15 protein-coding genes and 1 other RNA gene are annotated in these 13,395 nt (G+C 68.1%); 9 read left to right on the top strand and 7 right to left on the bottom strand.

Features of this window, described 5'->3' with window-relative positions; genetic code table 11:
- Positions 1–40 precede the first annotated feature (40 nt).
- A complete protein-coding gene (locus ACTF4R_RS15720; protein WP_440008811.1) occupies positions 41–259 on the bottom strand; it encodes a hypothetical protein in 219 nt (72 codons plus the stop codon).
- A gap of 163 nt (positions 260–422) precedes the next feature.
- Between ACTF4R_RS15720 and ACTF4R_RS15715 the strand changes: the two genes are divergently transcribed.
- Positions 423–785, top strand: a complete 363-nt coding sequence (locus ACTF4R_RS15715; protein WP_433627972.1) for a hypothetical protein — start codon at positions 423–425, stop codon at positions 783–785.
- On the opposite strand, the gene ACTF4R_RS15710 is transcribed toward ACTF4R_RS15715, so the two are convergent.
- Positions 782–1,954, bottom strand: coding sequence for an NAD(P)/FAD-dependent oxidoreductase (locus ACTF4R_RS15710; RefSeq protein WP_440008810.1), 1,173 nt, complete (start codon positions 1,952–1,954; stop codon positions 782–784). The genes ACTF4R_RS15715 and ACTF4R_RS15710 overlap by 4 nt on opposite strands.
- A gap of 259 nt (positions 1,955–2,213) precedes the next feature.
- Here ACTF4R_RS15710 and ACTF4R_RS15705 point away from each other — a divergent pair, with 259 nt between their 5' ends.
- From ACTF4R_RS15705 to ACTF4R_RS15695, 3 genes are read left to right on the top strand one after another with little or no spacing between them, the layout of a single operon-like run.
- Positions 2,214–3,119, top strand: coding sequence for a rhomboid family intramembrane serine protease (locus ACTF4R_RS15705; protein ID WP_440008809.1), 906 nt, complete (start codon positions 2,214–2,216; stop codon positions 3,117–3,119).
- Entirely contained in the window at positions 3,119–3,940 is an 822-nt protein-coding gene (locus ACTF4R_RS15700; protein WP_440008808.1) for an endonuclease V, read from the top strand. The genes ACTF4R_RS15705 and ACTF4R_RS15700 overlap by 1 nt, the downstream gene beginning before the upstream one ends.
- A 48-nt stretch (positions 3,941–3,988) precedes the next feature.
- Positions 3,989–4,840, top strand: coding sequence for an SDR family oxidoreductase (locus tag ACTF4R_RS15695; protein ID WP_440008807.1), 852 nt, complete (start codon positions 3,989–3,991; stop codon positions 4,838–4,840).
- Between the two features lie 144 nt (positions 4,841–4,984).
- Here the strand turns inward: ACTF4R_RS15695 and ACTF4R_RS15690 are convergent, their stop codons facing one another.
- From ACTF4R_RS15690 to ACTF4R_RS15680, 3 genes are all read right to left on the bottom strand, one after another.
- Positions 4,985–5,761, bottom strand: a complete 777-nt coding sequence (locus ACTF4R_RS15690; protein ID WP_440008872.1) for a CBS domain-containing protein — start codon at positions 5,759–5,761, stop codon at positions 4,985–4,987.
- Positions 5,762–5,928: 167 nt separating this feature from the next.
- The gene (locus ACTF4R_RS15685; RefSeq protein WP_440008806.1) at positions 5,929–6,909 is read right to left on the bottom strand and encodes a PLP-dependent cysteine synthase family protein; all 981 of its coding nucleotides are present in this window, start codon (positions 6,907–6,909) and stop codon (positions 5,929–5,931) included.
- Between the two features lie 37 nt (positions 6,910–6,946).
- Complete coding sequence (locus ACTF4R_RS15680) at positions 6,947–7,267, bottom strand: DUF5798 family protein (protein WP_440008805.1); 321 nt, start codon at positions 7,265–7,267, stop codon at positions 6,947–6,949.
- A gap of 82 nt (positions 7,268–7,349) precedes the next feature.
- Between ACTF4R_RS15680 and ACTF4R_RS15675 the strand changes: the two genes are divergently transcribed.
- From ACTF4R_RS15675 to ACTF4R_RS15655, 5 genes are all read left to right on the top strand, one after another.
- Positions 7,350–7,754 (top strand): DUF7548 family protein, encoded by a 405-nt coding sequence (locus tag ACTF4R_RS15675; RefSeq protein ID WP_440008804.1) that lies wholly within the window; start codon positions 7,350–7,352, stop codon positions 7,752–7,754.
- A gap of 107 nt (positions 7,755–7,861) precedes the next feature.
- On the top strand, positions 7,862–8,287 hold the full coding sequence (locus tag ACTF4R_RS15670; protein ID WP_440008803.1) for a DUF5658 family protein: 426 nt from the start codon (positions 7,862–7,864) through the stop codon (positions 8,285–8,287).
- A gap of 81 nt (positions 8,288–8,368) precedes the next feature.
- Positions 8,369–8,681: signal recognition particle sRNA (gene ffs, locus ACTF4R_RS15665), an RNA gene on the top strand.
- A gap of 161 nt (positions 8,682–8,842) precedes the next feature.
- Positions 8,843–9,154: a DUF7565 family protein gene (locus ACTF4R_RS15660; protein ID WP_113277510.1), complete on the top strand. Its 312-nt coding sequence runs from the start codon at positions 8,843–8,845 to the stop codon at positions 9,152–9,154.
- A gap of 197 nt (positions 9,155–9,351) precedes the next feature.
- Entirely contained in the window at positions 9,352–11,376 is a 2,025-nt protein-coding gene (locus ACTF4R_RS15655; protein WP_440008802.1) for an AMP-binding protein, read from the top strand.
- Here ACTF4R_RS15655 and ACTF4R_RS15650 read toward each other — a convergent pair whose 3' ends face one another.
- Both ACTF4R_RS15650 and ACTF4R_RS15645 read right to left on the bottom strand, forming a co-directional pair.
- Positions 11,377–12,147, bottom strand: a complete 771-nt coding sequence (locus tag ACTF4R_RS15650) for an aldo/keto reductase (RefSeq protein ID WP_440008801.1) — start codon at positions 12,145–12,147, stop codon at positions 11,377–11,379.
- A 343-nt stretch (positions 12,148–12,490) separates the two neighbouring features.
- The gene (locus tag ACTF4R_RS15645; RefSeq protein WP_440008800.1) at positions 12,491–13,372 is read right to left on the bottom strand and encodes a winged helix-turn-helix domain-containing protein; all 882 of its coding nucleotides are present in this window, start codon (positions 13,370–13,372) and stop codon (positions 12,491–12,493) included.
- Positions 13,373–13,395: the final 23 nt, after the last annotated feature.

Genomic DNA, 13,395 nt, shown 5'->3' with positions numbered 1-13,395 from the left:
TGTGAGTACTGCGGCCGGGGCCTCTCCCGTTCGGCGTTCGTTACTCGGTGCGCACGCCCGGGACGCAGGAACAGGTCACGACCGGGTCGAGAACGTCGTCGACGGGCATCGACTCCCCACAGTCTGTGCAGATGATACGTGCTCCGTTCTGCCGGCTGCGTTCCCGGTAGTATTCGAGTGCACGAGTCCCGACGGCGGCCGCTGCGCCGATTCCGACCGCCCCCATAAACATTCTGTCAAATGTAGTCTCGCGTGCCATGGACAGCCAAGGATAGGCCAGTAACTTAAAGATGGTGCAAAGTTAGGTATATTAAACTTGTTCTCTCCGTGACGACGGGAATCGGTCACCCCGTCTGGGTCGGACGGTTCGACGCGTTTGCAACCAGTTCTTATAAAAACATCTCTGACGTAGACGACTACGTATGGCATCCATCATCGGTTCTGTCGTCGGGTTCATCGTCAGCCTGCTCATCGGTGCGCTCGGCATCTACGTCGGCGCACGGGTCGTCACGGACACCGACGACTACGGATACGCGGTCATCACCGCAATCGTCGGCTCGCTCGTCTGGTGGATCGTCGCAGTACTGGTCGGCTGGATACCGCTGATCGGCGGTCTACTCGCGCTCGTCGCGTGGATATGGGTCATCAACGTCCGCTACCCCGGCGGCTGGGGCAACGCCATCGCCATCGGATTCATCGCGTGGATAGCCGTCGTCGTCGTGCTGTACGTCCTCGCGGTGCTCGGCGTCGTCACCTTCGACGCGCTGGGCATCCCCGCGGTCTAATCCTCCCACCCGACCTCTTCTCCCACCAGGTCGACCGCGTTCCGCACCGCGCCGACCGAGGAGAGGTATCCCGCTCCGACCGTCGTCTTCAGCGCCTTCGCCGCCCGGCCCGTGAGGACGGTGGGGCCGACCTGCGCGACCGCGCCGTCGCCCACCGAGACGAGCCACCCCGGCGAGTCGAAGGTGAACGGGTCGAGTCGCGGTTCGAACACGCCCGACCCGTCGCGGTCGTGCTCGACGAGTCGGAGCAGGTTCGTGGCCGCGACGCGGGCCTCCCGGACCGCCGCCTGCGCGCTCGCCGGCACCGCCTCGCCCTCGGCGTCGACCACGCGCGCCGCGTCGCCGACGACGAAGGTGTCGCCGTCGAGTCGGAGGTTCCCCCTCACCTCCGGGCGGTCGCCGCCCAACGCCGCCGGCCCGCGGATACCGCCCGTCCAGACGAACTGGTCGTAGCCGAGTTCCGTTCCGTCTTCGAGTTCGACCGCCTCGTCCGTCGCGCGCTCGACCGCCGTCCCCGTCCGTACCTCGACGCCTCGCTTCTCCAGCTGGTCGCGCACCGCGTCCTGGAAGGTTCGAGGAAACGACGGGGCGACCCTGTCCATCTGTTCGAGCAGGACGACTCCGGGACGACCGGCGTCGGGGTCACCCCCCTCCTCGCGGGCCATCGCCACGAGTTCGCCAGCTACCTGGACCCCCGACAGCCCCGCACCGCCGACGACGACGCGACCGCCGGCCGACGCACTCCCGTCGCCCCGTCCGTCGAGCAGCGTCCGGAAGTCCGACCGTATCTCGCGGGCGTCCTCGACCCGCTTCAGCGGCGTCGCGCGCTCCTCGACCCCCGGCAGGTCGTAGAACGCCGTCTCCGCGCCGAGACAGACGGCCGCGTAGTCGTACGTCAGGTCCCCGTCCGCCAGTTCGACGCGGGTCTCCTCGGGGACCACGGATTCGACGCTGGTCTCTCGAATCTCGCAGTCCAGCACGTCCGCCAGCGGAATCCGGACCTCGTCGTCGAGGGACGGCCGGCGGACGAGCCGGTGGAGTTCGTGCTGGACGAGATGTTCGCCCGTCCGCTCGACGACGACGAGGTCCGCGTCGTCGGGGAGGTCTCGTTGTAGCTTTCGGGCGAGCGTCAGGCCGGCGTAGCCAGCACCGAGTACGGCGACTCGCATGGGTCGGGCGTAGGTGCGCCGGGGGTAAAGGCGTACTCCCCGCCGGTAACGGTTCGTTTCGCGGCGTCCGGCAACGGGTCCGCGTTCGCGGCCGACGGCGTCACCGTCCGCGCGTCGGGTGCCGGTTCCACGACGGATGTCCCGACGCACCGCTCGCGAGTACCGCAGACCGGTTGAAACGCGCTCGGCGGCGTCTACGCCGCGTTCGCGCGGCGAATCACCCAAACCCCTTTCAGGTGCCGGGCCAAAGAGCGCACCAATGGCGAACTGTGACGTGTGTGGCAAAGAAGAGAACATGCCGTACCAGTGCCGGCGCTGCAACGGCACCTACTGTGCGGAACACCGTCTGCCGGAGAGCCACTCGTGTCCGGGACTGAACGAGTGGAACGACCCGGACGGCGTCTTCGACAGCGGCTTCGACGACAGCGTCGAGAACGAGGGCCGGAGCTTCAGCATCGGCACCGGTCCCGGCGGCCCACTCGGCTACTTCCGCGGGAACATGACGTACGTCTTCCTCGCGCTGATGTGGATTACGTTCGCGTTCCAGTTCCTCATCTTGCCCACCGTCGGCTACCCTAAGTACTCGCCGACGTGGCTTAACATCTTCACGCTGAACACAGCCAATCCGCTCTACGTCTGGACGTGGGTCACCTCCGTGTTCTCCCACGGCGGGCCGGCCCACATCTTCCTGAACAGCATCGTGCTGTACTTCTTCGGCCCGGTGGTCGAACGGCGCATCGGGAGCAAGAAGTTCGCCGCGCTGTTCATCCTCTCCGGCGCCATTGCCGGGCTCGCGCAGGTCGGCGCGACCATACTGACCGAACCGGGCACGTTGGTCCCGGTGCTCGGCGCGAGCGGTGCCATCGCCGCCATCATGGGCGTGCTGACGGTGCTGAACCCCAACCTGCGCATCTACCTCTACTTCATCATCCCGATGCCGCTGTGGGTCGCGACGCTCGCCTTCGCCGTCTACTCGGCGTTCGTCAGCGTCGCCGGCGGCGTCGGCGCAGGCGGCGTCGCCCAGCTGGCCCACCTCACCGGCCTGGGACTCGGCCTGCTGTACGGCGCGAAGCTGCGGAAGGACGGCGAGAGCGCGCCCAAGGAGCTCCAGCTCGGCGGCGGCGGTGGCGGCCGGATGGGCGGTCCCGGTCGGGGTCGCTTCTGATGGAGGTCGTCCACCCCGAGTTCGCGCCGGACGCGTCGCTGTCGCGCGAGGAGATGGAGACCCTCCAGCGCGACCTCGCCGACCTCGCCGCCTTCGCGGACGACCTGCCGGTCGACCCCGGGACGGTCCGGGCGACGTCGGCCGACGACGCCCAGACCGAACTGGGCGAGGCGTCGGGCGACGGGAGCGCGAACGAGGCGGCCCCGGTCGTCGCGGGCGTCGACCAGGCGTTCGTCGACGACCGGGCGGTCAGCGCTATCGTCGCGCTCCGGGACGGCGAGGTGGTAGAGCGCGTTCACGCCGTCGCCGACACCGAGATACCGTACATTCCCGGCCTGCTCTCGTTCCGCGAGGGGACCGCCATCCTGCGGGCGTTCGAGGAGCTGTCGGTCGACCCGGACCTCGCGCTCGTCGACGGCAGCGGTCGCATCCACTTCCGCGAGGCCGGCATCGCCACGCACGTCGGCGTGATGCTCGACCTGCCGACGGTCGGCGTCGCGAAGAACCTGCTCTGTGGCCACCTGCGCGACGAACCGGAGGGGTACATGGCGGCGGGCGAGCGCGCGCCGGTCGTCGCCGACGGGAACGTGACCGCGCCGGACGGGACCGTCATCGGCTACGCGCTCCAGTCCCGCCAGTACGACAACCCCGAGAAGCGCCACGTCAACCCCCTCTACGTGAGTCCCGGCCATCGCGTCGGCGCGGAGACGGCGGCCGACCTCGCCTGGCAGCTATCGGCGGGGTACAAGCTACCTGAGCCCACGCGGCGCGCCGACGCCTACGCCGACGAGGTGAAAGCGCGCGTTCGGTCGGACGGGTGAGAGTCGGAAACCGTTGGTTCTTAGCCGGGCGGCTTCGAAAGCAATTCCATGGTCGAAACGGTGCTGATTACGGGCTGTTCGTCGGGAATCGGGAGAGAGACCGCGCTGTCGTTCCTCGCGGACGGTTGGGAGGTGTACGCGACGGCGCGCAACCCCGCCGACGTGGAGACGCTGGGCGAGAAGGGGTGCAACATCGCCACGCTGGACGTGACCGAGGACGACGACGTCGAGCGCGTCGTCGCGAACATCGTCGACGAACACGGTCACCTCGACTGTCTCGTCAACAACGCCGGGTACGCCCAGCCCGGTCCCGTCGAGGACGTGCCCGGCGAGCAGGTCCACGCGCAGTTCGACGTGAACGTCTACGGCCCCCTCCGACTGATTCGAGAGGCCCTGCCCCACATGCGCGAGCGGGGCAAAGGCACCGTGGTCAACGTCTCCAGCGCCGTCGGGCGCCTCGCCGTCCCCGGCATGGGCATCTACAGCGGGTCGAAGTTCGCGATGGAGGGCATCACCGACTCGCTGCGTTCCGAGGTCGCGGAGTACGGCGTCGACGCCGTGCTGGTCGAACCCGGTCCGGTCGACACCGAGTTCTACGACCGGGCGAACGACGAGATAGAGGGCGTCGAACGCTCCGGCGCGTACGAGCGGTTCTACGAGATGTACGAGGACCGCCGGGCCATCGACGGGGGGATGCCCGGCGCGGTCCACCCGAAGGAGGTCGCGGACACCATCCTCGACGCCGCCAACGTCCAGGACCCGGACCCGCGCTATCCGGTCGGGACGGCCGCGCAGGTCGCCGAGTACGCCCGCTTCGTCCCGGCGAAGTACCGCGACCTGCTGTACGAGAAGTTCTCGGGGCTCTCGACGAGCGACTGGGCGAAGAAGCTGTTCGGCTGACCGGTTCCCTCCCCTTCTGTCGGCGTCAGCGCGACACCGCACCGACCTGCGTCCGGAACGGCTTCGGGGCGACGCTTCTGCGGAACGCCGTCCACGGGTTCTACTCGACGGAGACCGGCCGTCGCGAGAACGGAGAGGGCGTCGCTACTGGAGTCGCTTCGTCGTCTCGACGAGCGGGTGGCGCGCGTAGTCGACCACGTCGATGTCGTCGATGGTCTCCAGCCCCTCCTTGCGGGCGGTCTCGGCCATCCCGAGTTCGACGTGGTCGTCGGTGACGATGACGTAGGCGTCCATCCGCCCGATGTCCAGGCGGTCGGCCGCCTTCGCGCGGTGGTGGCCGTCGGCGAGGAGCAGGTTGTCGCCGTTCTCGATGACGACCAGCGGTTCGGCGAGGCCGCGTTCCATCTCGTAGACGCGGCCCTCCAGTTCGTCGGCGTACACCTTCCCCTGGGTCGGCGTGAGTTCCGCGAGCGGCACCTTCCGGCGCTCCTGGGAGACCTCCGTCCCGTGGATGGACTCCAGGGTGCGCATCAGCTTGCTGACCTTGCCGGGCGTGACGCGCTCTATCTGGCTCCGGATGACGTCCGTGTTGCTGATGATGCCCACCAGGTTGCCCGCGTCGTCGACGACCGGGAGCTTCTGGATGCCCGACCGCAGGATGACGCGCGCCGCGTCGTCGACGTCCATCTCGGGGTGGGCGACGATGAGCTCCTGGCTCATCACCTTGAAAATCGGCTCCTGGTCGTCGGCTAGCAGCAGGTCGCGGGCGCTCACGAACCCCTCGACCCGCCGGCCGTCGCACACCGGGAAGCCGTTGTGTCCGTCGCTCTCGGCGATGCGTCGCGCGACCTCCTCGACGGTCGCGTCGGGGGAGACGGTCGCCACCTCGCGGGTCATGTACTCCTCGACGTGGGCCTTCATGCCCTCCGTTCCGCCGTCGGACGCGATGGGGTTCGTCCCGACGCTACCCGACGGCGTCCAGCGACCGTCCTCCTCGCCCTCGTCCATGCTGGTACCGGACGGGGGCAGGGGCAAAAAATCCCCCGACCGCTTCGCGGACCCGCTCGCGCGGCGGAACTCCGGACGGCTCAGCCCTCCCAGTCCTCGAAGGAGCGATAGATGCCCTTCGAGAGGTACCGCTCGCTGGAGTCCGGGAACACCGTGACGACGGAGTCGTGGGGGGCGTCGACGTTCCCGTCGCGGATGCCCTCCGCGACGGCCCGCGCGGCGACGCTGGCCGCACCCGCGCTGGAGGCGACGAGCTGGCCCTCCTCGCGGGCGAGTCGCTTCAGTTCGTCCTGGGCGGCCCGGTCGGCGACCCGGACGACGTCGTCGACGAGGTCGGGGTCGAACAGCTCGTTCGTCGAAGGGTCGTGCGTGCCGATGCCCTCTATCTTGTACTCCGCCTCCTCGACGTCCGCGCCCTTCGTCTCGGCGTACAGCGACCCTTCGGGTTCGACCGCGGCGACGTACGTGTCGGGGTCCTGCTCGCGAGCGTACTTCGCGATGCCCATCAGCGTGCCCGCGGTGCCACAACCGGCGACGACCGCGCCGACCTCGCCGTCCAGCGCCTCGAACATCTCGGGGCCCGTGGTCTCGTAGTGGGCTTCGACGTTGAGCGGGTTGGCGAACTGCTGGGGGACGACCGCTCCCTCCGTCTCCTCGGCGAGCTGGTGGGCGCGGTCGATGGCGCCGCCCATCCCGTCCTCGGTGGGCGTGTTGATGACCTCCGCACCGAGCGCCCGCATGAGCTGCTGTTTTTCGAGGCTGAACCGCTCCGGGACGACGAAGACGGCGTTCACGTCGAGCTGGCCGGCGGCCACGGCGAATCCGATGCCGGTGTTGCCGGCGGTCGGCTCGACGACGGTGCCACCGGGTTCGAGGTCGCCCCGTTCGAGCATCCGCTCGATCATGTACCTCCCGATGCGGTCTTTGACGCTCGCGCCGGGGTTGAACGACTCCAGTTTCGCGTACACTGGCACGTCGTCGGGGCCGGCGTGGACGCGCACGAGCGGCGTCTGCCCGACGGTGTCGAGCACCGAATCGAGCGGTTCCAGATGCGTCGTCATTCGCGTGAAACGATGGCTGCGTGGCTGTTAGTCGTTGTTATTCGGACGAGTCCGTCGGCGGCGCGGTCGAGTCGGTCGAACTGCCTGACTCCGCTCCGGCGTCCGCGGCGTCGGTCGCGTCGCCCTCGACGTCTGCCAACACCTCGTCGACGTCGATACCCTGCTCGCGCGCCAGCGCCTCCACGAGCGCCTGCTGTTTCGCGTTCTCGGTCTCCAGTCGTTCGACGCGCTGCTCGGTCGTCTCCAGGCTCTCGCGTAGCTTCTGGACCTGGTCGTACACCTCGTTCAGTCGGCTGTACAACTGTTCCGCTCGGTCGGCCAACTTCTGGATCTTCTTGGCGGTTCCTCCGAGTCCCATGCGTGTCCCGTCGTGCTCCACTACCCTCATTTTTCCGACTGAAGCACGGGGCTTAACTCGGTCGGGTGAGTCACCCCCGGACATGAGCCAGCGACTCGCCCCCGCGGTCGGCATCGCGTCGTGTCTGGTGCTGCTCGCCGCGCTCGTCTTTCCCTACTTCGTCGCGCCCGGGTCCGCCGTCGCCGTCTACTACGGCACCGTCGCCGTTCCGGTCTATCTGCTGGACGCCCTGTTCGCGTCGGTGGCCGTCGTCGTGTTCGGCTCCGCCATCAACGAACGCACCGACCCGCCGACGGTCGCGGGAGCGACGCTCGCCCTCGGCGGCTTCATCGCGCTTCTCACGCTCTGGTGGGTGACCGCGACGCCCGCCGACACGCTGATCGAGACCGCGCGCATGGACTCCCTGGAGTACCACCGCTGGGTGGTGCTGCTGGCCGCGCTGGCGATTCCCGCGAGCGCGACCTGGTACGCCCGGAGCGTGCTGTAATCGTCCCCGGCCGCCGGCAGGGATAGACCGTCGTTTCGCGTCGCAGTGGCTCGTTACCCCCGGTCAGTCTGGCTATAACAAAGTACAGGGATGACGGAGTCGTCTCCGTGCCTCGAACCGACCTCGACGCCGGTTCGTCGTCTGACGCTGCTCCCTCGCCGGACGCCGGTCGATCGGCCGACGCTAGCCGGTCGGTCGACCGCGTTCGGCGAGACGACGCCCCGTGGTCGCACGTCTCGCCACCGCTCTTGCTGGCCGTCCTCGTCGTCATGGCCGGGGACGTCGTCACGACCGGCGTAGGACTTCACCTCGGCCTGGACGAGGGCAACCCCATCGTGGCGACCCTGCTGGCCCACCTCGGCATCGCGGGACTGGTCCTCGTGAAGGCCGTCACCGCCGGCCTGCTCGTCGTGCTGCCGACGCTCACCCGACGCTCGCGCCGGACCTTCCGCCTGGGAAGCTTCGTCTATCTCATCGTCGGGACGCTCGTCGTCATCTCGAACCTCCTGGCCATCGCCTCGGTCGCGGCGTGACCCCGGTTCGTGGTTCGCACGCCGAACGGAGGCGGTCGGGCGGAAAGGCGAAAAGTCCTTAAGTCAGAGTCGACTACTATGAAATGGACTAGGTCGGGCAGTTAGGCCCTGCTCGTCACCCGCACTATGGTCTTCAGCGGGGACCGAACGCCGGGCTCGTCCGGTCAGACCGGGCCGGGCCCCGGAAGCCGACGCAGAAGCCTCGTCCTGCGGGGACAGAGGTCTGCGGCGCACGCCCGCAGGGGCGTCGTCGTCGCAGTTAACCGGTGGTAATCCGTCAGGCACGGAAGTGAGCAGCGGACCGCCGGACATCTGTCGCTCGTAGGGTTGCGGGGTGGAGAAGGCACCCGGGACTACCCGGCCCGGAACGCCGGGCAACCCCGGTCGTCCGCATTCATACTCCGTCATTACGCGTCACCAGCGGTCGCTACGCGCCACCTACGGGTCGGACCGTCGGGAGGCCGAGTCGGTCGACGCTCCTGCGGCAGTCGCGCCCGGGACGGTTCCGGTAGCGCAAGAAAAGGTTTTATCACCGGACTTACAACGTCCATCCGAATGTCGGCCTGGGAATGCGACATCGACGGCTGCGGGAAGCAGTTCGGCAGCGTCGAGGACGCCATCGTCCACCAGACCACCGAGCACGAGCGCCAGGAGTGTGCGGTCTGCGGTGCGGTCGTCCCCGACGGTTACTTCGCCATCCGGCACGCGTTCGACGAACACTCGCGCGCCGAGTACGTCCGGTCGTACGACGCCGACTCGAACGCGGTGCGAGTCCGCGAGCGGGTGCGTGACGACGTCGAGGAGTCCGCCGACCTCAAGGACGTCGTCGAGCGCCTCGACGAACTCGACGGCGGCGAACTGCCCTGAGAACGCGACCGTCCCCGGCGCTCGGTCGACGGCCGTCGACGCTACGCCCGATTCGCCTCCGCTTGCCCGACGACGTTTCGAGAGCGACTGCCATCGAGACGTCTGGAGCCGAACGCATCCCATCGAACGCGCCCTGAGATGCCGAAGTAAAGTATTTTGAGGCGCGTGTGCAACTTCTGCCACAGGAGGAAACCCACATGGATACGCTTGCGGACGTCGACGAGGTCGTCCACGAACCGTCGCAGGAGTTCGTCGAATCCACGAACGTCTGGCAGTTCATGCAGACGCACGACATCGAGGACTACGAGGAACTCATCGAGCGAACGACGTCGGAGGTCGACTGGTTCTGGGACGAGATGGTCGACTACCTCGACATCGATTTCTACGAGGACTACGAGGCGGTCCGGGACGACTCCGAGGGGCCGCAGTTCTCGAAGTGGTATCCGGGCGGTGCCGTCAACATCGCGCACAACGTCGTCGACCGCTGGGCCGCTCCCGACGCGGAGGAGCGCAACAAGGTCGCCTGCATCTGGGAGGGCGAACCCGGCGACGTGCGGGAGATAACGTTTCACGAACTCCACCGCGAGTCGAACCAGGTCGCCAACGCGCTCGCCGAACGCGGAGTCGGGAAGGGTGACACGGTCGGCCTCTACATGCCGATGGTGCCCGAGGTCATCTCCATCCTCTACGGCATCCTCAAGGCGGGTGCTATCGCGGTCCCCATCTTCTCCGGATTCGGCACGGACGCCACGGCGACCCGCATCGACGACTCGGAGTGTTCGGTGCTGTTCACGGGCGACGGCTTCTACCGGCGGGGGAGCGAGGTCACGCTGAAGGGGACGGCCGACGACGCCATCGAGGAAGTCGGCCACGTCGAACACACCATCGTCTACGACCGTCTGGGAAGCGATACCCGGCGGGCCTCGAACGGCGAGCAGGACAGTGACGAAGCGGGCGACGCCGCGATTCCGTGGGACGACGAGCGCGACGAGTGGTGGCACGACGTCGTCCCCGAGCAGGACGACGAGTTCGACACGGTGGAGACGGACGCCAGCGACGAGTCGATGCTGCTGTACTCGTCGGGCACGACGGGCAAGCCGAAGGGCATCGTCCACACGCACGCCGGGCAACTGGTCCAGTGTGCGAAAGAGCTCTACTTCGGCTTCGACCTCAAACCCAGCGACCGGTTCTTCTGGGTGAGCGACATCGGCTGGATGATGGGGCCGTGGACGCTCATCGGCAATCACGCGTTCGGCGGCACCGTCTTCATGTACGAGGGTGCGCCGGACCACCCCCAGCCGGACCGCTTCTGGGAGATGATAGACCGCCACGGCCTCACCCAGTTCGGCATCTCGCCGACCGCCATCCGCGCGCTCCGGAAGCACGGCGACGAGTGGCTGGAGGGCCACGACCTCTCCACCCTCCGCCTGCTCGGCTCCACGGGCGAACCGTGGGACCCCGAGTCCTGGAACTGGTTCTACGAGAACGTCGGCGGCGGGGAAGCGCCCATCATCAACATCTCCGGCGGCACGGAGATCTGCGGCTGCTTCCTCATGCCGATGCCCATCCAGTCGCTGAAGCCCTGCACGCTCGGCGGGCCGGGCCTCGGGATGGACGTCGACATCGTGAACTCGCAGGGCGAGTCCATCGCTGACACCAACGAACGCGGCTTCCTCGTCGCCCGCGACTCCTGTCCGTCGATGACCAAGAGCCTCTGGTCGGGCGACGAGCGCTACCTGGCGGAGTACTGGTCGACGTTCGAGGACCCGCCGATGTGGGACCACGGCGACTGGGCCCAGAAGGACGAGGACGGCTTCTGGTTCCTCCACGGCCGCGCGGACGACGCCATCAACGTCGCCGGGCGGAAGGTCGGCCCCGCCGAGGTGGAGGGCGCGCTCATCGACCACGAGGCCGTCAACCAGGCCGCCGCCGTCGGCGTTCCGGACGACACGACCGGCCAGGCCGTCGTCACCTACGTCATCCTCGAAGACGACCAGGAGCCGAGCGACGCGCTCCGGGAGGTGCTGCGCGAGCAGGTCGGCGACGAACTCGGCAAGCCGTTCCGCCCCCGCGAGATACTGTTCGTCTCCGAGTTCCCGAAGACCCAGAGCGGGAAGATAATCCGGCGCGCCATCGAGGCGACCTACACCGGCGAGGACCTCGGCGACATGTCCAGCATCGAGAACCCCGGGGCGCTGGAGGAACTCGAAGAGGCGAGCTAGCTACTCGAACAGCTTCTTCTCGCGGTCGATTGCCTCGATGCGAGCCACGTCCTCGTCGTCGAGCGTCAGGTCGCGCGCGGCCAGGTTCTCCCGCAGGTGCGTCGGGCTGGCCGACCGCGGGATGGGGACGACGTTCTCCTTGCCGGCGAGCCACGCGAGGCTCACCTGCGCCGCCGTCGCGTCGTGTTTCTCGGCCACTGCGGTCACCGCGGGCAGGTCGAACGCCTCGCCCTGCGCCAGCGGCGAGTACGCGACCAGGTAGTGGTCGTGACGCCGGGCGTAGGCGAGCAGTTCCTCCTGCTGGTAGAGCGGGTGCATCTCGACCTGGTGGGCGAAGAGCGGGGCGTCGAGCGTCTCGCGGACCGTATCGAGCTGGTCGGCCGTGAAGTTGCTCACGCCGACGTGGTCGACCGCTCCCGCGTCGCGCAGCCGGTCGAACGCCGGCAGCGTCTCCCCGGGGTCGTAGTCCCCGATGGGACGGTGGACGTACAGCAGGTCGACGGCGTCGACGCCGAGTCTGTCGAGGCTCTCCGCCGTGGACTCGCGCACGTCGTCGGCCCCGAGGCTGTCCGCCCACACCTTCGTCGCGAGGAAGACGTCCTCGCGGTCGACGCCGGCGCGCTCGATGCCCCGACCGACCACGGCCTCGTTGTCGTAGATCTGGGCCGTGTCGAGGTGTCGGTAGCCCGCGGCTATCGCGTCGGCGATGCGGTCGGCGTCGTCTATCTCCATCGTTCCCAGTCCGACGGTCGGCAGGGTCTCGGTCGGCATCTACCCCCGGTTGCGGGAGCGAGAAGTTAACGGGCAGGGGTTCGACGTGAGGACAGTTCGGATGCCGACCGTCTGCGATGCGATTCGGGTGCCGGCGTCACCCCGCGGACGCCGTGACCGACGCGCCCAGTTGCAGTTTGCGCCGCCGGCACCGATACCAGTTCGTCACCGTCTGCCACCGCGTGCAGTCGAATTTCATGGTCGCGTCCTCGCGGACGCGTTCGGAAGTTGGTGCCCCACTGCCAAAAGTATAATCTGAACTACACTTCAGTAGCGCGGCTTACTGAAACGCGTTTCACGGACCGCGGCGAGGGAAACGCGACCGGACGGCGACCCTCCGACGTCATCCGTCGACCGATAACACGTTTACCTCGTCGTCGACGACGACGCGCATCGTCTCGTCGCCGGCCGAGACGACGACCGCCACCCGTCGCGGGTCCGTCGACAGCACCTCGACGCGGTCAGCGTCGACGACGAAGTCGAGACGCCACAGCGGCGTCTTTCGGACGTCGACGCCGCGTTCGTACAGGACGTTCACGACGGCGGGGTGGGCCAGGAGCGTCCCGCCGACGGGGACGTAGCTGAAGAAACTGCACCGCTGGCAGTCGAGGGACGCGACGACGGGGTGGTGGCTCGCGTAGTGGTCCTCGCTCTTGGTCGCGGACGTCACCAGCCGTTTCGCGACCGTCCCCGAGCAGACGGGACAGACGGCCTCGCGGGCGAGCGCCCACACGTGGCGGGTTCGGCGGTCGAAGGCCGCCGCGACCTCCTCGACGGACCGGCCGTCCACGCCGCCTGGGTCGAACGGATATTCGAGGAACGTCGTTCCGCAGTCCGGGCAGGAGACCGTGCCGACGTGGCCGGCGTACTCGAACGCGAGCGTCGACCCGCAGTCGAGACAGGACTGGGCCAGACCGGTTGGTTCGACCTCGGTCGTCTCGTGGAAGACGCCGCTCCGTATCGCGTCGATGACCCGATGGCCGGCGTACAGGAGTTCGTACCGGTCGCCCTCGTGGCGCACGAACCGTCCTTCGAGTTTCGACAGGTGGTAGGTGAACCGGCCGCTGTCGCGCACGTCGACACGGTCCCGCAGTTCGGAGAACGCGAGCGCGTGCTCCGGCGCGCGCCAGAGCGCGAGCAGGATGTCGACCCGTATCTCGTGGCCCACGAGGTGGAACGCACGCTCCGGTTCGAGGTTCTCGCCGTCGGTCGACTCCCCCGTCATCCCCATCGACGGTTCGTCGAACG

The sequence above is a fragment of the Halomicrococcus pelagicus genome (assembly GCF_051917725.1).
In the GTDB taxonomy this organism is placed as follows: domain Archaea; phylum Halobacteriota; class Halobacteria; order Halobacteriales; family Haladaptataceae; genus Halomicrococcus.
The sequence above is the reverse complement of the archived record's forward strand: the minus strand, read 5'-3'. Positions and strand labels throughout refer to the sequence as shown.